A 19826-nucleotide genomic window follows, 5' to 3' on the forward strand; every position below is an offset into this window, starting at 1 on the left:
CCCCCAGGTCCTCTGTGGCACGCGGCGTGTGGTCTCCTGCGGCTCCGTCACTGGGCTGAGGCTATTGGACCAAAAGAACAGCTCATTTTGAAATTCCCACTCTCCTCAAATCTCCGCGCATGGTTTTTAGGAAACCAGCGAGGATTTCGCTCCAGAACCATCATCCTGCGAGCGTGTAACCGTCAAGCGAGGTGATCAAGGAAGCCTCAAAGAGATCACCTTGATCATTGAAGGCGACCTTCCAGTCACCCCGTTCCCACCTGAGGTTGACGCGGATCGACGCCATGCCTCGGGATTGTTCTTCTATGACGAGGGCCACCTCCATATCCGCGCGGTCGTGACCATAGGCGAGCATCTTCACCCCAGCGATATAACCTCCGTACTCCTCGGGGGCGTGCGGTCCCTCTTCTTCGAACTCGGCGAGGGCTGAATCCTTCCTGGGGCCGTCGGCTAGCATGTCCGGAAGCATTTCCGGTAGGGCCTCGGGGTCGTCGGTCATGGCGATGAAGTTCGTCGCAGCGATCACCGCGCCTTCGGGGGTATTGGCATAGCAGTGCCGATAGCCGCTGTCCTCGGTTTTTCCCGGTCCGTGATCGGGTGATGTCGGGGCGCGCATGGTTCCAACCCCTTCCCAATGCGTGTCCTCCGAGAAGCCGTTGAAAAACGCGTCCGCTTCGGCTGGGGGGCGTTCGCAGGGTGGGGTAGTTAACGTCGCCTGTTCCTCAGAATCCCCACCGGACGCGGCCCCTGACACATCTCTTCCGCCGTGCCTTCCGTCAGCCTGAGCTTCTGGTTCGTTGTCGTTTCCGACCGCTGTTCCTGCGACGAATGCGATAGCCATAGCCGCGAAGACGACTAGTGCCGAGATCATAGCTACTGCCACCCAAAGCGCAGGATTTCGTCTCGATGTGGCGCTCGGATGCGCTTCTCGTATACCCGGATCAGGGGAGGTCACGTGGACTCGCTTTCGTGTCTATATCAGGGTGGATCTCTCAGTATCCAACGATGTTTTCTACCATGTAGCTCATGTGATCCGGACACCGGGGGTTATAAGCGCAGGTCGGGCTGGCGGCATACCTTTCAGGTGTTATGTCCAACCTGGATGCTGCGACTTGTAAAGCGGGGCTAGGGTGCAGCAAACGATAGGGGGTGGGCGTATCTGGTGAGCGCCTGTAATAAGACAGGCGCTGAGGAGCCTAATGCGGTTTTACTGGAGATGTCATCCAGTGCCATCCTGTGGGCTCTTCAGTCCGGGAAGCGTCGTTAAACAGCCTGCTCGGAACCACCCGGTAACGAGGGTTCGTGTTCAAGCGTCAGGTATTGAGCCTTCCGGAAGCCGTCTGGCCTTGGTCCCTCAGCAAGGCCGCACGGATTTTTTGAGGAAGGCAATCAACTCTGTGGGGATTTGTCGAGATGGGTCTCGAACTGGACGGACCCTGTACGTGATCGTGAGGGATTCAGTGTTCCGGGTGTGTGCGGTGACGCGGCGGATGGACTCGTGGGCGTCGAGGGTCGCATCACTTCGGGTGCCTCGGCGTGGCGGGTGGGCCCGCCCTGGTGCGTCCGGGGTTGAATCCTGGCGTGGAGACCGACACCTTCCGCTACACGATCCACATACACGCAGCGCCCAAGCTGCTCTGGCAGGCCTTGACTGATCCTGCCCTCACCGCCCAGTTCTGGGGAGGCACGGTCTTCGAGACGGACTGGGAGGAGGGCTCGCCCATGGTGTGGAAGGTGAACGGTGCAGAGATCACCCACCCCGACCAGCGCGTGCTCGTCAGTGACCCGCCCTGCCAACTCTCTTACACATGGCACACCTTCACCCCGGAATGGGCCAAGCAGGTTGAAGTCGAGGAGGAGCTGCGCGCCCGACTGGCTTCTGAGCCGCGTATCCGCGTCACCTAACGAGATCGAGCCGATCGGCCCGGTAGTGAAGCTCACCGTGACGCACGAAGGATTCGAGCGTGGCGGCACCATGATCGGCATGTGCAGCGAAGGCTGGCCGATGATCGTGTCCAGCCTCAAGACACTGCTGGAGACCGGCCGCTTTCTGCCCGAGGAGAAGTGACCAGGGCCGGTTGCGTCTCCTGGATGACTTCTGGATCAGACCTTCGACAGCTGAGACGTCTGTGGTCGTGGAGCCGCCCGGCCTTGACCCCTCATCAAGGCCGGGCGGCAGTTTGGGGGAACGCGTCAGCTGCGTGCGGCCCTGTCGAGCTGGGCTTGTACTTGGGCGAGGTAGGGGTAAGTGCGCTTGCTCCCCGTGGTGTGGTCGGTCAGGGTGAAGCGCCACCCGTCCTTGGTCCGATACCAGGTGAGTGTGTGGCCGAGGGATTCGGCTTGGTGGCGGACTTCGATGAAGACGTCGCCGAGGTGTCCCGGCGGGGCCTGTGGGGCGATCATCGGGCTGCCCTCGCGAGCAGATCGAGATCGGCGCGTTCCTGGTCTGCGGTCGGTCGGTGCTGGTGGGCCAGCCGGTAGTAGCGCCGAACGGGGTTGGGAAGCCTGATGTCGTCGAGCACGTGTTCCAGGCCTTGGACGCTGGAGGCCGCGACGCTCACTCGTGGCTCGACGCAGTTTGTGGCGGTGTAGGGGGCCTTCGACGCGGAGCGGTCGTAGGTGAAGTGCCACCGGGATGCATGTCGGGAGAGCTCGGCCAGTTCGTAGAAGGCGTCGCGATCTGGGATACGCGGTTCTGAGGCTGGCTCCGGTTCGCGTTCCGGGGCGTAGGGCCGAGGCCGCTTCGACTGAGTTGCTGGAGGCATGGTCTCGGCGGTCGATGCCTCGTCTGTGGCCGACGGTCCGCGCCCGGTGCGTGCGTGTCGTCCGGTAGGTGCAGGCGCATAGCCGGTCATCTGCAATAGCGCGGTTGTGAGGGCGAGTAGGAACAGCATGATTCGCATGTGAACCCCTCGGGGGTAGGGCCAGATGGGAGGTCTGGCAAGTCGGGATTTCGAGTACCATCAATGATGGAACCTGAAATTCAGGTTTGCAATCTAATCCTGAAATCCCGTCTTATAAGTCCCGGAACGTCTGGTTCGGGCAGGACCTTCGGCAGCTCTACGATCGGAGCAGTACGCCATGCTGGGGAGTCCATTAGTGACTGAGCGATACAGCCCGACTGTCCGCCGACGCCGCCTGTCGGAGGCGCTGAAGAGTCGTCGCCTTCAAGCGCGCATGACTTTGGATGATGCCGCTAAAGCGACCGAAATCTCCCGAACGACCATCAACAACATCGAGACGGGAGAAAAGAAGAAACCGAAGGTCATCGAGGTCAAGGCGCTGCTCGACGCCTACGGGTCACACGGCGAGCGTGAGCGCGAAGAGATCTTGACACTGTGTCGCCAGTCGCAGCAGACCGGATGGTGGTCCCGCTACACCGATGTCCTGAAGGGCGACTACATCGGTTTCGAAGCCGAGGCATCCGTCATCTCCAACTGGGAACCGCTGGTCGTCCCAGGCTTGCTGCAGACGCCGGAATACACCGAGCTCTTGGCCAAGACGGCGTTGATGCGCGACCCGAAGGACATCCAGCGCACTGTGGATGCCCGGATCGAGCGTCAGAAGATCTTGAAGGAGAATCCGCCGGAACTGTGGGCAGTGTTCGACGAAGGTGCCCTACTACGTCTGAAGGACTGGCCAGAGATCCAACGGCGCCAGGTGGAGCATCTCATCCATATGGCTGAACATCCTGGGGCAACGACCTTGCAGATGACCATGAGCAGCCGCCTCAACCCGGGGAGCGCGGGAGCTTTCGTGCTCATGGACTTCCCCAGCAATGTCGACCCGTCCTTTGTCTACCTGGAGACGGACACGGACGGCATCTACCTCGAAGACCATGAGGAAGTGGCGCGATATCGTCATCTATTTGGGCATATCCGTATTGCGGCCCTCACCCCTCAGGAGACCGTGATGAGGCTCCGAGAGATGATCACTTAGGAACCCGATGACGTACGAGCGTGTCCCCGACCGGCTGTACCGCAAGAGCAGCTATAGCCAGCCCACCTCGAACAACTGTGTCGAGGTTGCCGATGTCCCGGGCGCATCCAGCGTCCGCGACAGCCAGCACCGCCACCTTGGCTCGCTGGTATTCGAGGCGGTCGAGTGGGCTGTCTTCGTTAAGGCGGTCAAGGCCGACGAACTCGCCTGACGCAGAGACACCGGAGCCCTGCAGCCAGCCTGGCTGCAGGGCTCCGGTACTCGAATATCCCGCATTCACTCTATCCTGCCGATACGTCTGTCACCAGCAGTTGGTTCCGGCCAGAGGCCACGCAGCCTGCCCAACGGACAGACGTCATGACATCTGTCATCGCGTCGCGCTGAGGAGTTCACGGTCGAGCGGTGACAGCGGCGTCTGCCCCGTGCCCGGGCAGGTTCGCGAGACTGCTGGGCATGAGTACGGCACAGCAGAGCCCATTCCCAGCGAGCGACGCGCACCCCGGTGGTGACGCCGACACCGGCGCCGCGGTCAGTGTGCGCGACCTTCGGCAGAGTTACGGCGACTTCGAGGCGGTCAAGGGCATCTCGTTCGACGTCGTTCCCGGAGAGCTGTTCGCCTTACTCGGCACCAATGGTGCTGGAAAGACCACCACGATCGAGACGCTGGAGGGCTTTCGGCGTCCTACGAGCGGAACGGTGCGGGTCTTCGGTAGCGACCCGTATGGGCAGCCGCCTGCCCTGCGGGAACGGACGAACGCGGTGCTGCAGCACAGCGGCCTCTTCGGTGAGCTGACCGTTGCCGAGACCATCGACCTCTCCCGGGACCTGTGCGCCGACCCGTTGGGGCGCGACGAGGTGTTGGCGCTGACCGGGTTGGCCGACAAGGCCCGGGTCGCCGTCCGGCAGCTGTCCGGAGGGCAGAAGCGGCGACTCGACCTCGGGCTGGCCGTACTGACCCGGCCCGAGGTGCTGTTCCTGGACGAGCCGACCACCGGCATGGACCCCGAGGCGCGCCGCGAGACGTGGACGCTCATCGCCGACCTCGTCGCCGACGGCGTCGCCGTCCTCCTCACCACGCACTACCTCGAAGAAGCCGAGCGCCTGGCCGACCGGCTCGCCATCATGCACCGGGGTGAGGTCAAAGTGGCCGGGACGCTGCGCGAGGTCGTCGTCGGCCACGGCGACCGGATCGCCTTCCGGCTGCCCGCCGATGTCCGCTTCGACGACCTGCCTGGGCTTCCCGGCGCCACGGCGGAGGTGGAGATGCGCCAGGAGGAGGCATGGGTCAGCTACACGGTCCGGGGTGAGGACACCGAGGGACGTGCCCACGGCGCGCTGGCTCCGCTGCTCGCCTGGGCGGACGTCCACAGCACCACCCTGCACCGGCTGGAAGTGCGCAGTGCCTCGTTGGAGGACGTCTTCCTCAGCGTCGCCGACGGAGCCGCCGATCTGGTGTCCGGTTAGACCCCCCGAACGCACCCGACTCGCCCCCACACCGCGAAGGACCGACGCCATGGCCACCACCGCTCCGCCCACAACCGACACGCGCCGACCCCCACGTGCACCCGTGAGTGCGGTACGCCAGCTCCTCCGGCTGACGCGCACAGAGCTCACCCTGTTCCACCGCTACCGAACCGCGCTGTACATGGCGTTCATGCCGCTGGTGCTGCTGCTACCCGCCTTCACCATGCCCGAGGCGGAGGTCGCGCCCGGCATCCTCAACCGCGCGTACCTGGTGAGCGGGCTCCCCGTCCTGTCGGCGATGACCCTGGCGGTCCTGCACATGCCCAACGTGTACGCCGCGCGGCGCGAGATGATGATCCTCAAGCGGTTCCGGGTCAGCGGCGTCCCGCCCGCCGCCCTGTTCGGTGCCACTGGAGTGGCGGTGTTCGCCATCACGGTGGCGATCTCCGTGCTGGTCGGCGGACTCATGGCGGCCCGCTTCGACACGCTGCCGAGCGATCCGCTGCTGCTCCTACTCGCCGTCATGCTGACTACCGCGATCGTGAGCATGCTCGGGTTGGTCTTCACCAACCTGGCCCGCAACGCCGAGAGCGCGCAGATGATCAGCATGGTCCCGTTCCTGCTGTTCATCGCCATCAGCGGCACGTTCGTCCCGCCGGACCTGATGCCCGCCCCGGTAGCCAACGCCCTGTCCTACCTCCCCATGCTTCCGGCGATCGACATCGCCCGCAGCGCCTACTTCGGCCTCGACACTTTCGGTGGAGTGGAGGGCGCCACCTCCGCCACCGGGCTCGACCTGTGGGTGGCCGCCGCACCATCGCTGCTGGTCCTGCTCGTCTGGCTGGGGATCGCGACCTACCTGCTGCGCTTCTTCCGGTGGGACCCGCGTCAGGCGGACTGAGCCGGAGGAGAGCAGCACACCACCGTCGGGTGAAGCTCGGGCGCGCCTCCCGGCGGTACGGTGAGCGGCGGTCGGGAGGACGGACCGGCCGCCGCGTACCGCTTCGTCGCATGCGCGCGGGCGAGCGGTCAACGCACAGGGAGGGGTCGGATGCCGAAGGCCGAGGAACCTAACCGGGTGTCCATGACGGTGCCGCAGTCGGCGCACCGGCGGCTGCGCCATGCACGGTGGGTCGTGATCGGCAGCTTCGCCATCTTCGCGCTGTTGATCCCCGTCTTCGGCCTCACCCAGGTGGCGAACGCCGTCAGGAGCGAGGGCGTGTCGCTGCCGGGCGCCGTCGTCGGTGCGCTCCTTTCCCTGCCGCTCGCCGGGATCGTCATGTGGATGATGCTCGTCCGAATGAGGCGGCGAACGGACCCGCAGAACGTTGCCTACTGGACGTCCTTGGCACTGCTCGCCGCCGTGTTCGTGGCGATCGGTGTGTACTATTCGAGCCTGCTCATCGCTTCCGTGTGGTGGGCCACGGTGATGATGGTGCGGCCCCGTCGGCGGACCGTCGTCGTGACAGTCGCCCTCCTCGTCGGGCCGTGGGTCAGGTTCCTCGCCTTTCCGGAGTCCGACGTGGCTTTGATGGCGTTTGTCTGGGGCATCCCTGTGGTCTGGGCGGTGCTCATGCTCGTGACCAACTACGGCGTCCTGTGGCTCTGGGAGGTCGCCAACGAGGCGACCGCAGCGCGCGAAGCACAGGCACGGCTCGCCGTCACCGAGGAGCGGCTCCGGTTCTCCCGCGACATGCACGACCTGCTCGGGCACAGCCTCTCCGCGCTGTCGGTGAAGAGTGAGCTCGCGGCCCGTCTGGCCGAGCGGGCGCCCGAGCAGGCCGCGCGGGAGATGTTGGAGGTGCAGCGGCTGGCGCGTGAGGCGCTGCGCGAGGTGCGCACCGCCGTCAGCGGGTATCGGGAGGTCGACCTCGATGCCGAGATCGCCAGCGTGCGCTCGGTTCTCGGTGCCGCCGGGGTCGACTGCACGGTGACCGGTGACGACATCGACGCCCCTGCCGACTTGCGGGCGCTCACCGCCTGGCTGGTCCGCGAGGCGGGCACCAACGTGCTGCGGCACAGCACCGCTTCCCGATGCGATATCACGCTGCGCCGTGACGAGCGGGCACTGGTCGTCGAGGTGTACAACAATGGTGCGCGTGCCGCGCACGACGGCGAGGTGCGCTTCGGGAACGGCCTCACCGGTCTCTCCGAACGTGCCGCCGCGGTGCGGGGGGAGGTGTCGGCCAGCTTGAGCGGCAAGGACGGTTTCCTGCTGCGGGCGGTGCTGCCCTTACTGTCCCGAGACGTCGGGCGGCGGCCGGACCCCGCGCCGCTCGGAGATCGAGAAGGAGCGACGGGTTGATCCGCATCGTCCTTGCCGACGACGAGCACCTGATCCGCGGTGCCATCGCCGCACTGCTGGGGTTGGAGGAGGACCTGGAGGTCGTCGCCGAGGTCGGCCGCGGGGACCAGGTGGCTGCGGCGGTGACCGAGAACAGCGCCGACATCGCGGTCCTCGACATCGAGATGCCCGGCGCCACCGGCTTGGAGGTCGCCGCCGAGCTGAAGCAGACCGCCCCGCACTGCGGCGTCCTCATCCTGACCAGCTTCGGCCGCCCCGGCTACCTGCGCCGCGCCCTGGCCGCCGGCGCTCGCGGGTTCCTGGCCAAGGACGCCCCCGTCGAGCAGCTCGCCGGAGCCATCCGCAAGGTGCACGGCGGCGGACGCTATATCGACACCGAACTCGCCGCCGCCGCGATGGCTGCGGGCGAGAGCCCCCTGACCCCGCGCGAGGCCGACGTGCTTCGTGCCGCGGCCGACGGCGCCTCGGTCGCCGCCATCGCCCGAACGCTCCACCTGGGGGAGGGAACGGTACGCAACTACCTGTCCAACGCCATCAGCAAGACCGGCACGGACAACCGCATGTCCGCCATCCGCACCGCCCAGGACATGGGGTGGCTCTGACCGGCCGTGCCGCCCTACAGGAACCGCAGCACCAACATGGCCGTGTCGTCGGTGTGCCCGCCCGGGGCGAATTCCTCCAGGTCGCGGTCGAGGCGGACGATGACGGCCTGGGCTGTCAGCCCCGAGCAGTTGGAGTAGATGCGCATCAGGCCCTCGTCGCCGAGCATCTGGGTGCCGTTGCGGCGTTCGGTGACGCCGTCCGTGACCGCCAGGAGCACGTCGCCCGAGGCGACCTCGATGGTCTCGGTGTAGAAGTCGACGTCCTCGAACGCGCCCAGGAGGGGCTGGGACGTTCCGGCCGGTGTGACCTCGCCCTTCTGGTTGAGGAGCAGCGGCAGCGGATGGCCCGCCGAGACCAGGCGGATCCGGAAGCCCTCGCCCGGTTCGCCGATCGGGGTCATCTCCCCGTAGAGCATGGTCAGGAAGCGGGTCGTGGTGTTCTCGTCCAGGATGGCGAGGTTCAGCCGGTGCATGATGTGCGCCGGGGAGAACCCTTCGCGTGCCAGGGCGCGCAGGGTGTGGCGGGCCAGTCCGGTCACGGCCGCGGCGGCCGGGCCGGTGCCGCAGACGTCGCCGATCGCGAAGCACCAGCGGCCGTCGGTGGCGAACAGGTCGTAGAAGTCGCCGCCGACCACGTTGCGCTCGTCGGCCGAACGGTAGAACACGGCGTGGTCCACGCCGGGAATGTCCGGCACTTTTTCTTTGGCTGGGAGGAGGCTGCGCTGCAGGGCCTCGCTCATCGAGGTCTGGCCCGCGTACAGCCGCGCGTTCTCCATCGCCGAGGACACCCGGCGCGCGAGGTCGTCGGCCACGTCCACGTCTTCGCGGGTGAAGTCCTCGTCGGGCTTCTTGCCCATGGTCAGCCGACCCAGCGTCTGGCCGTGGGCCACCAGCGGGATGCTGATGGCCGGCGACTGCGCCAACTCGTGCGTCAGGTCGTCCTCGATGCCCGACGCCAGCAGCATGTCCCGGCTCCACAGCGGGCGGGGCGTGTGCTGCTCGGGCGGCGGCAGCGTGGACAGCAGCGACTGCAGCACGTCGTTGTAGTTCTCGTTGCTGTGCACGACGTAGGCCAGCCGCGAGGCCCCGAGGTCGTTGTTGACGTGCACCGCGCACCAACTGCCCAGCCGGGAGGTGATCAGCTGTGCCGCCAGCGCCGCGGTCATGTGTTCGTCGAGCGTCCCCGTCAGCAGGTCGCTCGCCTCGGCGAGGAAGCTCAGCGACGCCCGCCGCGCCAGCTCGACCTCGGCCAGCCGGGCGCGCTCCACGGGCAGGGCGATGCGGTCGGCGCCGTCCTGCAGGCGCCGGGCCGCGGTCTCGCCGAAGTGCCGGATGCGCCGCGAGGCCACACCGATCAGCCCGGTGATCCGGCCGTCCACGATGAGCGGGGCGGTGACCAGCGAGCGCATGCCCGCCTTGGAGAGCCGACCGCGGTGCGCCCGCGCGATCATCAGGTCGTCGTTGATGACCGGTCCCGGGGCCGGGGCCGCCGACGGGAAGGTCTCCTCGGTCCGGCTGCGGAACGCCCGCCAGGGGCTGTTCGTCAGCCCGACGGCGGTGCGCACCTCCCACTCGGTCTCGTCGGTGGTGGCCAGCGCGATGTAGGCGGCGTCCCCGCCCAGGGCGGTGCGCGCGTAGTCGACGGTCCGGTCCAGCAGGTCGGGCAGGGACAGCCGGGCCGAGAGCGCGGCGTCCAGCGGCGCCCACGGTCCGGGGCGCTCGGGACGCCGCCGGTTGGGGCGTACCGGAAGCGGCGGGGCGAGCTCGCCGTTCGCGTCGGCCGCCGCCTCGTCCTGCATCCGGACCCAGACCGCCTTGTCCTCCTTGCTGTAACTGACGCCCCACGAGGTGGCGAGCGCGGAGGCCAGGGCCAGCCCCAGGCCGCCGTGGCGTTGGCCGTCGGTCGACGGGGCGACGTCCACCGCCAGCGGTCCCGCTTGCGGGACCGCGCGCTCGGGCGCTCTGTCGGCGACGACGACCTCGATCGAGTCCGGAAGCCGCCGTACGGTCACCTCCAGCATGCTCTGGGCATGGATCACCGCGTTGGTGACGAGCTCGCTGACGAGCAGCACGACGTCGTCGCACGACCGTTCGACGCCCCACTCCTCCAGCATCTCGCGGACGAAGAGGCGGGCGTCGCCTGCGGTCTCGGGGGCCGGGGAGAACTCCCGGCGGGCGACCTTCATCGCATCATGTGGCATTGTGAAGCCGTACGGTTTCTTTCAGCGTCGAACAGGGCGGATGAGTCCGTTGGCGGCATCGGCATGTTTGACCCCTACCCCCAATCTCGACTTCCGCTGGGCCTGCGGTGTCGGAACAACGACTTTCGTGGGCACAGTAGGAACAACGCAGTCATGATGTCAGAACGTCCATGTAAAGAGCAGCCCGGCCGACCTTTTGCAGGTGGCACGATCCGTCCGGTGTCGGAGGATACGGGGCGCGCGAGCAGCGGAGCCCCCGCCGACTCTCTCCGGCTCCCCTGCCGGACGGCTGGGGTCGGCGTAGGTAGTTGCTGAAGGAGGGGGACTCCATGCCCCAGCAGGCCGGGGCGGTGGCCTCGGAAGCACAGATGGATGAGCTTCTCGCGGCCCTGTACAGCATGCGCGACGGCGACTTCAGCGTGCGGCTGAGTTTCGGTGAGGGCGCCAAGTCCGGCGAACTCGCGTCCGTGTTCAACCAAGTCTTGGACCACTGCGAGCAGCTGAGCAGCGAGCTGCAGCGGCTCGGCACGGTGGTCAACAGTGAGGGCCGACTCACCGAACGGATCTCGGTCAGTCCCGCCCGGGGCGCCTGGGGCAAGAGCATCCGCGCCCTCAACCAGGTGCTCGACGAGGTCAGCGGGCCGGTGACCGACGTCGCGCGGATCCTCGACTCGGTCGCCGATGGTGACCTGTCGCAGCGCGTCGGGCTGGAGACGCGCCATGGCGAACTCCACGGCGACCTGCTGCGTCTGGCCACCTCCGTGAACCGCATGGCCGACCAGATGCAGGGCTTCACCAACGAGGTCACCCGCGTGGCGCGGGAGGTCGGCACCGAGGGAAAGCTGGGTGGCAGCGCCAAGGTCGAGGGCGTATCCGGGGCCTGGCGCGACGTCACCGAGTCGGTGAACCAGATGGCCTCGCGCCTGACGGCGCAGGTGCGCGATATCTCACAGGTCACCTACTCCGTCGCCCAGGGCGACCTGAGCCGCAAGGTGAAGGTCGACGTGCAGGGCGAGATGCTCCAGCTCAAAGACACCGTCAACACGATGGTGGACCAGCTGTCCATGTTCGGTGACGAGGTCACCCGGGTCGCCCGCGAAGTCGGCACCGAGGGCAAGCTGGGTGGTCGCGCCAATGTCAAGGGCGTGTCGGGGATCTGGAAGGACCTGACCGACAACGTCAACTCCATGGCCGACAACCTCACCAACCAGGTGCGCGACATCTCACAGGTGACCACGGCCGTGGCACGCGGCGACCTGAGCCGCAAGGTGACCGTCGACGTGCAGGGCGAGATGCTCTCCCTGAAGAACACCGTGAACACCATGGTCGACCAGCTCGACTCGTTCGCCGACGAAGTCACCCGGGTCGCCCGCGAGGTGGGCACGGAAGGCAAGCTGGGTGGTCGCGCCAATGTCAAGGGCGTGTCGGGGATCTGGAAGGACCTCACCGACAACGTCAACTCGATGGCGAACAGCCTGACCTACCAGGTCCGCAACATCTCCCAGGTCACCCGCGCGGTCGCCAGTGGTGACCTGACCAAGAAGATCACCGTTGACGCCCAGGGCGAGATCCTGGAGCTGAAGGACACCGTCAACACGATGGTCGACCAGCTCTCCGCCTTCGCCGATGAGGTGACGCGCGTGGCGCGCGAGGTGGGGACCGAGGGCAAGCTCGGCGGCCAGGCCCACGTGCGCGACGTGTCGGGCGTGTGGAAGGACCTGACCGACAATGTCAACTCCATGGCCAACAACCTGACCCACCAGGTGCGGCACATCTCCATCGTCACGCGCGCCGTGGCCGCCGGCGACCTCACCAAGAAGGTGACGGTCAACGCCAAGGGCGAGATTCTCGAACTCAAGGACACCATAAACGTGATGGTGGATCAGCTGTCCGCCTTCGCCGACGAGGTGACCCGGGTGGCCCGCGAGGTGGGGAACGAAGGGAAGCTGGGTGGTCGCGCCGACGTCAAGGGCGTGTCGGGGATCTGGAAGGACCTGACCGACAACGTCAACTCGATGTCGCACAACCTCACCACGCAGGTGCGCAACATCGCACAGGTGACGTCGTCGGTGGCCGCGGGCGACCTGAGCAAGAAGATCACCGTCGACGCGCAGGGCGAGATCCTGGAGCTGAAGGACACCGTCAACACCATGGTGGACCAGCTCTCGGCGTTCGCCACCGAGGTCACCCGCGTGGCCCACGAGGTCGGCAGTGAGGGCCAGCTGGGCGGCCAGGCCAAGGTCGACGGCGTCTCGGGCACCTGGGAGCAGCTCACCGACAGCGTGAACGAGCTGGCCCGCAACCTCACCACCCAGGTGCGCGCGATCGGCGACGTCGCCAGCGCCGTCACCCGCGGCGACCTGACCCAGAACATCCAGGTCAACGCGCGCGGTGAGATGCTGACCCTGAAGGACAACATCAACCTCATGGTCAGCAACCTGCGCGAGACGACCGCCGCGCAGCGCGACGAGGACTGGCTGAAGAGCAACCTCGCCCGCATCTCCGGAAAGATCCAGGGCCACCGCGACCTCAACGAGCTCGCCCGGCTGATCATGACCGAGGTGACTCCCCTGGTCGACGCCCAGCACGGCGCCTGCTTCCTCCCGGAGGAGAAGGACGACGAGGAGACCTTCCGTCTGTACGCCGGGTTCGGCTTCCAGCCGGAGGAGCCGCGCCGCCGCATCCGCCCCGGTGTGGGCCTGGCCGGGGAGGTCTTGGCCCAGCAGCGGGAGATGGTCATCCACAACGTTCCCGGCGACTACGTGAAGATCGAGTCCGGGCTGGGCGAGGCCCCGCCGCTGACGTTGGCGATATTCCCCATACTGTTCGAGGGGCGGGCGCTCGGCGTCATCGAACTGGGCTCGTACGGCGAGTTCCGCGAGGTGCACCTCGACTTCCTGCGCCAGCTGGTCTCGCACATCGGGACCACGATCAATACGATCCTCGCCAACTCCAAGACCGAGTACCTGCTGCTGCAGTCCCGCCAGCTGACGACCGCGTTGCAGGAGCGCTCCAACGAGCTGCAGCGCCAGCAGGAGGAACTGCGCCGCAAGAACGCCGAGCTGCACAGCAAGGCGGGGCAGCTGGCCAGCCAGAACCGCGCCATCGAACTGCAGAACCGGCAGATCGAGCGTGCCCGGCGCTCGCTGGAGGACCGCGCGCACCAGCTGCAGGTGTCCTCCAAGTACAAGTCCGAGTTCCTTGCCAACATGTCGCACGAGCTGCGCACGCCGTTGAACAGCCTGCTCATCCTCGCGCGGCTGCTGGCCGACAACACCGAGCAGAACCTCACCTCCAAGCAGGTGGAGTTCGCCCAGACGATCCACAAGGCCGGCAACGACCTGCTCCAGCTCATCGACGAGATCCTGGACCTCGCCAAGGTCGAGGCCGGACGGGCGGAGGTGCAGCCGGCCAACGTGTCGATCACCCAGCTGGTCGACTACGTTGAGGCGTCGTTCCGCCCGATGACCAGCGAACGCGGGCTCGCCTTCGCCGTCGAGGTCTCACCGGACATCCCGAACTTCCTGTGGACCGACGAGCAGCGGCTGCAGCAGATCCTGCGCAACCTGCTGTCCAACGCCGTGAAGTTCACCGGGGCCGGGGAGGTACGGCTGCTCATCGAACCGGCCTGGGCGCTCGACGACGCCGACCTCGACATGTTCGGGGAGAACGAGGAGGTCATCGCCTTCTCCGTCGCCGACACCGGGATCGGCATCCCCGATGACAAGCTGCAGGTCATCTTCGAGGCGTTCCATCAGGGTGACGGTACGACCAGCCGCCGCTTCGGCGGCACCGGGCTGGGGCTGTCGATCAGCCGGAACTTCGCCCGCCTGCTCGGCGGCGAGATCCGCGTCAGCAGTGTTGTCGGCGAGGGCAGCACGTTCACTCTGCTGCTGCCGGTGCGGTTGCCCGAGGGCACGGCCGAGCGGTTGGAGGACCCGCTGGGCGCGGCCGCGGGGCTGACCTCGGACGGCACCCCCGACATCGAGCCGCTCACCGAGATCGACATCACCGAGAGCCCGGACGACGTCGGCGTCGCGGAGGAACCGGAGATCGATGAGCCCGCGGAACCGCCGGCCGTCCCGGTTCTCCGCCAGATCGAGCCCGACCCGGAGAACGGCGATCTGGGCGAGGGCCAGGAGGTACGCAACGACCCCGACCGCGAGGCGGTGCTGGCCGGGCGTAAGGTGCTCATCGTCGACGACGACGTGCGCAATGTGTTCGCCCTGACCAGTGCCTTGGAGGCGAGCGGACTGGAGGTCATCTACGCCGACAACGGCCACACCGGGATCGAGAAGCTGGAGGCCAACGAGAACGTCGCCCTGGTGCTGATGGACATCATGATGCCGGAGCTGGACGGTGACGCCACGACCCGGGCCATCCGCGCCATGCCGCAATTCGCGGACCTGCCGATCATCTCCCTGACCGCCAAGGCGATGCAGGGCGACCGGGAACGGAGCCTGGAGGCAGGGGCGTCCGACTACGTGACGAAGCCGGTGGACCTCGACCACCTGCTCGATGTCATACGCAACTGGCTGGAGCCGGAGTCCGAGGAAGACGGTACCGAGGCGGACGGTACTGACGCGGACACTTCCGAGACCGAGAATGAGCAGGAGCAGTGACCGTGCCGCGTAAGGCCAACATCCTCCTAGTGGACGACCGCGACGAGAACCTGACGGCGCTCGAAGCGATCCTCACGTCCCTCGATCAGAACCTGGTGCGCGCGAGTTCGGGGGAGGACGCGCTCAAGGCGCTCCTGGAGGAGGACTTCGCGGTCATCCTGCTCGACGTCGTGATGCCTGGGATGGACGGATTCGAGACCGCCGCCCACATCAAGCAGCGGGAGCGCACCAAGGACGTCCCGATCATCTTCCTGACCGGTGCCGGAATCGACCGCCACCAGGTGTTCCGCGGGTACGCCTCCCGCGCCATCGACTACCTCACCAAACCGTTCGACCCGTGGGTCCTGCGGTCCAAGGTCGAGGTGTTCGTGGAGCTCCACCAGGTCAAGCAGCAGCTGCGGGAGCAGTCGCGGATGCTGCGCAAGGAGCTGGCCGAGGAGACGGGCGGACCGGTGTCGGGTGTCGCCGGGCGCCTGTCGCGGCGCGTCGCCGAGGTCAACACCAACCTGGAGCTGCTGCGCGGGCTGGTGGTGACCGAGGAGCGCGATGACGACAGCCGTACGGTCGAGGCGGTCCGCGACCTCGACCGCTCCGTGGCACAGCTGACGACGCTGGTGGAGGCACTGCACGGTCCGGGGCCGGAGTAGGGGACAAAAGGCAGCGGAAGAATAGCGGGGCGGGACACCTGTGCGGGGTGTCCCGCCCCGCGTTGTGTCGCGTGACGGTGACGCTTGGTCAGTTGAGGGGGGCGGGGCCGGATGCGGCCGCGCGGCCGTTCGTATGTAAACCACCCCGGTGCCGATCCGCAGGAATTCACTCTGGGTTAGGTGGTTTTTGTATTTTCGCAGTTCGTGGATCTCCGATCGTTGCTATTCGTAACGAAGATCGCGAAAAATGTGATATCTGCCGCAATCGAAACGACTTGATAACTGATCACCTTCTTATTGGTTTGTGGTGATTTGAGGGTCTAGAGTGCTGCTTGTTCGGAGGTTCACGACCGCCGACCAGTGCCAGGCGCTCAACCTCGCTCGGGTGTCCCTGCTGCCGTTCGCAGCCCCGCTCTGACCGAGCCGCCTGGCACGCCACTCGGGAGTGCGCCCGCGATACCGCTCTGGCGCCGCCGACCACGTTTTTTCAACCCCCAACTTTGGAGCTTTACCGTGTCGCGAACCATGACCCGCACGGCCGCCGGCTTCGCCGTCGCCACATTCGTCGGCCTGGGCAGCGTCCTCAGCGCGCCCCTCGCCCTGGCCGACACCCCCGCGGAGAAGCCCGAGGTGAACGCCGAGGGCGCCGGTGCCGAGTCCGGCGAGAAGCAGGACGCCGGCAAGGACACCTCCGCCGAGGGCGGCAAGGAGACCACGACCCCCGACGGCGACAGCGACGCGGACGCGTCGGGCGACGCCGACAAGGCCGAGGACACCGGTGCAGGGGACAAGGGCGAGGACAAGGGCGACAAGGACGAGACGGCCGCCGAGGAGCAGCCTCCCGAAAACGTCGACCCCGAGCCCCTGACGCTCGACACCGACATCGAGGAGGAGCTCGACTTCGAAGGCGAGCACATCGCCCAGAAGTCCTACGCCTACACCTGCAAGGCGGGCACCCAGACCGACAGCGCCAAGATCCTCTGGACCCTCGCGCACTCGGGCGACGGCAAGACCGGCGATCCGTACGTCTGGGCCGCGGGCGTCGACAACGTCCCCTACTTCTACGCCGACGAGCCGGTCACGAAGGGGACCTTCTCCGGTGCGCTCAACCTGGGCGGTGCCGCGGCTCCGCAGAAGTCGCTGACCACGACATCGACAGCTGAGGGGCCGGTCGACGAGGACGGTAGCTTCCCGATCGACAGCTATAACTTTGACGGCACCTCCGGCACTATCACCCCGCTGAAGCCGGGCAAGCTGACCTTCACGCCCGGCACCGTCACCGCCAAGATCGAGCAGGCGTCCGGTACCGTCACCACGACCTGCACCCCCTCCGAGGAGCCCGCCGCCCTGGCCAGTGTCGCCATCACCGGCAAGGACATGAGCGACAAGGACAACGGCTCCGACGCCGACAAGAACAAGGACGCTGGGACGGGCTCCGGCGGCGAGAAGGGCGACGGCTCCGGCTCCGGCTCCGACGGCGACAAGAACAAGGAGGCCGACACCAGCAAGCCCGCGAACGAGGCCGGCAGCAGCCTTCCGGTGACCGGTGCCGCGCTGGGCGGCCTGGTGGCCGCCGGTGTCGCCGCCCTCGGCGGTGGCGGTGCCGCGCTCTACCTCTCGCGCAAGAGGAAGGCCGCCACGGCGGACGTGACCGACGCTTCCTAATCACCGAAACGACGGCCAATCCCGGCTGTCGTGAGCACGGCGGGCGCCCCGCGTTTCCGGGCGCCCGCCGTGCCGTGCTTCTCTGCCGGGAACCCGCCCGGCGTAGTACAAGTGAGTCATGAGCTTCCCCCGAGACGCCTCCCCGTGGCAGCGGCTGATCAGCCCCTCTGGCATCGGGCTGGTCCTGATCTGCCTCTTCCTCCCCTTCATCGGCGTTTCCTGCGAGACCAGCCTGGGCACGCTCGACGTCCAGGCCTCGGGGTGGGACCTCGCCGTCGGCGGCGAGCCCTCGGTCTTCGGCACCGGTGTGCTGGAACGGGACGTCCCCCATGGCTTCGACCCCGCGGGCGGCGGAGCCAGCGTGAGGGATAAGCGCGAGGACGTAGGCGTCCACCCCCTGATGCTGGTCGGGATCCTCTCCCTGCTGACCGGTGCTGTGCTGGGGATCGTGCTGCCGTCGCGGCTCGCCCGCGCCCTGGGCGGACTCGCCACCGGTGCCCTGGCGCTCGTGCTGTTCTCCGTCAACGAGGTGCTGGTGTACAGCACCCTGGAAGAGCAGCTGGCCGCGGAGGCCGTGTGGCTCTCGGGCAGCGCCGAGGTGGGAACCCGCTTCGGGTTCTGGGTGACGATCGCGGTGCTGATCGCGGTCGGCGCCTTCAACGCCAACGAGCTGCGCGCGGCCGCACAGCAGTCGCGCCCGCTGCACGGCGGACCGCCCTACGGACCCGTGCCACCGCCCCCGGTGTCGCCGCAGCCTCCGCCGCACACCACCCCGCCCCCGCACTTCGGCGGGCCTCCGCCCTGGCAGCCGGGGCCGCCGTCGGGCACGCGGCCTCCGGGCATGTACCCGCCGCCGTCAGCCACCGGGCGGGACGACCCCTACGGTCCGCCCTACGGGTGACCGGCGTCCGCCTCCCCACCTTCTCCGTTGATCTCGGCGATATCGACCGAAAAATCGCCGGTATTCGGCCGATATTGCCGAGATCAAGGGGGGAAGGGGCGACACAGAGAGACAGTTGAGCGGTGCGGTCAGTCCGAGGTCCGCGGCGGGAGTGCCAGCCCGATGTGCTCGCCGATCTCCTCGATCAGACCGAGGTCGGCGAGCCGGAACGAACCCCGGTTGCTGCGCCGGATCAGCGTGAGCGCGCCGCGGACCCCGCGGCTCCCCTTCAAGGGGACGCACATCAGCGACCCGGCGCCCAGGGCGCTGAGCATCGGCGCACCCTCCTCGCTGTACCCGAGGGTGCTCTCGTCCTCGATGAACTGGTGCAGGATCGACTGCCCGCTGGTCAACACGTCACGCGGGACCTCCGACCGCAGCGGGTCCAGCGACCGCACCTGCTCGCGCTGGCCGTCATCGCCCGGCCCCGCCACCACCGCGCGGCGCGCTTGGCGGGCGTCGGCCGGGAGGTCGCACACGTCGATGATCACCCAGTCGGCGTAGGAGTCGGCGAGCAGCGCCGCCGCGTCGTCCAGGGCGAGCGGGCTTCCCGCTCCGCCCGGCCCCGCGCTGCTCAGCAGCAGCCGGGTCATCCGCGTGAGCACGTCGAGCCGTCGCGCGGCCAACACGACGACCTGGTCCTCGACCTCTGACTCCAGCGGGGCCGGCCCCTCGTCCTCGGCGGTGGCCAGCGGTGGCGACATGACGACCAGCACGATCGGGTGAGCCTCCGTGGGGACTTCGACCCGGGTCAGGGTCAGGTGCACGTCCTCGGACCAGCCCCGCTGGGCCAGCCGGGACTCGAACGAGGCCGGCTCACCGCCCCGCACCACGGCCGCCAGCCACGACCGCATCGCGGCGCGTCGCCGCAGGTCGACGAAGTTGGAGAAGGGCTTGCCGGTCAGGTAGCCGCTCAGCCCGCCCAGCCGCTCCGCGCCGATGGCGTTGATACGGCGGATGTAGCCCTCGTGGTCGAGCAGTACCACCGGGACACTCAGCTCGTTGAAGACGGCCCGCAGCACCGAGCGCTCGTCCTCGCCCCCGGTGCGGCGCGGTGCGGCGGACTCGGCCTCGGCGGTGAGCCGTGCTCCGCAGTCGACCAGCAGCTGCTCGGCGTATCCGAGTTCGGCCAGTGCGGCCTCGGCCGTCCCGGCGGCGTCGTCCGGGTACATCGCGTGCGTGGCGCGCAGCGCCGCGGCGCGCTCGCGCAGTTCTGAGATCTCACGCTCTAACTCGGCCAGATTCTCCGGCACGCGAGGGCCTCCAGGCTTTCTCGGATCCGGGGCCCTTTCGCGACGCGCGTGAACGTCGTGCCCCCGGTGTTGACGCTAACGCATGCACAGCCGGGTCCGGTTCGTGGTTACCGTGGAAGTCAGCCGGAACGGCCACCGTCCGAACTGATGGTGAGGGGCCGTGTTGACGGGGGGATTGGGACGTGCCG

General features: G+C 67.5%; 17 protein-coding genes. 12 read left to right on the forward strand and 5 right to left on the reverse strand.

Annotation, left to right across the window (positions count from 1 at the left end; genetic code table 11):
* Window positions 1–160 precede the first annotated feature (160 nt).
* The gene (locus ABD259_RS26040; RefSeq protein WP_486348481.1) at window positions 161–871 is read right to left on the reverse strand and encodes a DUF8175 domain-containg protein; all 711 of its coding nucleotides are present in this window, start codon (window positions 869–871) and stop codon (window positions 161–163) included.
* 710 nt (window positions 872–1581) lie between these two features.
* Between ABD259_RS26040 and ABD259_RS03105 the strand changes: the two genes are divergently transcribed.
* Both ABD259_RS03105 and ABD259_RS03110 read left to right on the forward strand, forming a co-directional pair.
* Entirely contained in the window at window positions 1582–1905 is a 324-nt protein-coding gene (locus ABD259_RS03105) for an SRPBCC domain-containing protein (RefSeq protein WP_344099184.1), read from the forward strand.
* Window positions 1906–1942: 37 nt separating this feature from the next.
* A complete protein-coding gene (locus ABD259_RS03110; RefSeq protein ID WP_344099182.1) occupies window positions 1943–2068 on the forward strand; it encodes an SRPBCC family protein in 126 nt (41 codons plus the stop codon).
* A 125-nt stretch (window positions 2069–2193) separates the two neighbouring features.
* Here ABD259_RS03110 and ABD259_RS03115 read toward each other — a convergent pair whose 3' ends face one another.
* Together ABD259_RS03115 and ABD259_RS03120 are read right to left on the reverse strand one after the other, a co-directional pair.
* The gene (locus ABD259_RS03115) at window positions 2194–2403 is read right to left on the reverse strand and encodes a hypothetical protein (RefSeq protein WP_344160033.1); all 210 of its coding nucleotides are present in this window, start codon (window positions 2401–2403) and stop codon (window positions 2194–2196) included.
* On the reverse strand, window positions 2400–2765 hold the full coding sequence (locus tag ABD259_RS03120; protein WP_344160036.1) for a hypothetical protein: 366 nt from the start codon (window positions 2763–2765) through the stop codon (window positions 2400–2402). The genes ABD259_RS03115 and ABD259_RS03120 overlap by 4 nt, the downstream gene beginning before the upstream one ends.
* A 334-nt stretch (window positions 2766–3099) precedes the next feature.
* On the opposite strand from ABD259_RS03120, the gene ABD259_RS03125 reads away from it, so the two are divergent.
* From ABD259_RS03125 to ABD259_RS03150, 6 genes are all read left to right on the forward strand, one after another.
* On the forward strand, window positions 3100–3939 hold the full coding sequence (locus tag ABD259_RS03125; RefSeq protein WP_344160039.1) for a helix-turn-helix domain-containing protein: 840 nt from the start codon (window positions 3100–3102) through the stop codon (window positions 3937–3939).
* Window positions 3940–3946: 7 nt separating this feature from the next.
* Window positions 3947–4150 (forward strand): DUF397 domain-containing protein, encoded by a 204-nt coding sequence (locus ABD259_RS03130; protein WP_344160042.1) that lies wholly within the window; start codon window positions 3947–3949, stop codon window positions 4148–4150.
* Between the two features lie 242 nt (window positions 4151–4392).
* A complete protein-coding gene (locus ABD259_RS03135; protein WP_344160045.1) occupies window positions 4393–5403 on the forward strand; it encodes an ABC transporter ATP-binding protein in 1011 nt (336 codons plus the stop codon).
* A gap of 103 nt (window positions 5404–5506) precedes the next feature.
* On the forward strand, window positions 5507–6304 hold the full coding sequence (locus tag ABD259_RS03140) for an ABC transporter permease (protein ID WP_344160048.1): 798 nt from the start codon (window positions 5507–5509) through the stop codon (window positions 6302–6304).
* A gap of 150 nt (window positions 6305–6454) precedes the next feature.
* Complete coding sequence (locus ABD259_RS03145) at window positions 6455–7708, forward strand: sensor histidine kinase (RefSeq protein WP_344160051.1); 1254 nt, start codon at window positions 6455–6457, stop codon at window positions 7706–7708.
* Window positions 7705–8310, forward strand: coding sequence for a response regulator (locus ABD259_RS03150; protein ID WP_344099169.1), 606 nt, complete (start codon window positions 7705–7707; stop codon window positions 8308–8310). Before ABD259_RS03145 ends, ABD259_RS03150 begins: the two co-directional genes overlap by 4 nt.
* Window positions 8311–8324: 14 nt before the next feature.
* On the opposite strand, the gene ABD259_RS03155 is transcribed toward ABD259_RS03150, so the two are convergent.
* Complete coding sequence (locus ABD259_RS03155; protein WP_344099684.1) at window positions 8325–10496, reverse strand: SpoIIE family protein phosphatase; 2172 nt, start codon at window positions 10494–10496, stop codon at window positions 8325–8327.
* Between the two features lie 344 nt (window positions 10497–10840).
* Here ABD259_RS03155 and ABD259_RS03160 point away from each other — a divergent pair, with 344 nt between their 5' ends.
* The 4 genes from ABD259_RS03160 (at window position 10841) to ABD259_RS03175 (ending at window position 18346) form a co-directional block, all read left to right on the forward strand.
* On the forward strand, window positions 10841–15133 hold the full coding sequence (locus ABD259_RS03160; RefSeq protein ID WP_344099167.1) for a HAMP domain-containing protein: 4293 nt from the start codon (window positions 10841–10843) through the stop codon (window positions 15131–15133).
* A gap of 2 nt (window positions 15134–15135) precedes the next feature.
* On the forward strand, window positions 15136–15780 hold the full coding sequence (locus ABD259_RS03165; RefSeq protein WP_344099682.1) for a response regulator: 645 nt from the start codon (window positions 15136–15138) through the stop codon (window positions 15778–15780).
* A gap of 525 nt (window positions 15781–16305) precedes the next feature.
* Window positions 16306–17445, forward strand: coding sequence for a hypothetical protein (locus ABD259_RS03170; protein WP_344099166.1), 1140 nt, complete (start codon window positions 16306–16308; stop codon window positions 17443–17445).
* Between the two features lie 118 nt (window positions 17446–17563).
* Entirely contained in the window at window positions 17564–18346 is a 783-nt protein-coding gene (locus ABD259_RS03175) for a hypothetical protein (protein WP_344099164.1), read from the forward strand.
* Between the two features lie 128 nt (window positions 18347–18474).
* Here the strand turns inward: ABD259_RS03175 and ABD259_RS03180 are convergent, their stop codons facing one another.
* Complete coding sequence (locus ABD259_RS03180) at window positions 18475–19638, reverse strand: GAF domain-containing protein (protein WP_344099162.1); 1164 nt, start codon at window positions 19636–19638, stop codon at window positions 18475–18477.
* Between the last annotated feature and the right edge of the window lie 188 nt (window positions 19639–19826).

The sequence above is a fragment of the Nocardiopsis rhodophaea genome (assembly GCF_039530945.1).
Lineage (GTDB): Bacteria > Actinomycetota > Actinomycetes > Streptosporangiales > Streptosporangiaceae > Nocardiopsis_C > Nocardiopsis_C rhodophaea.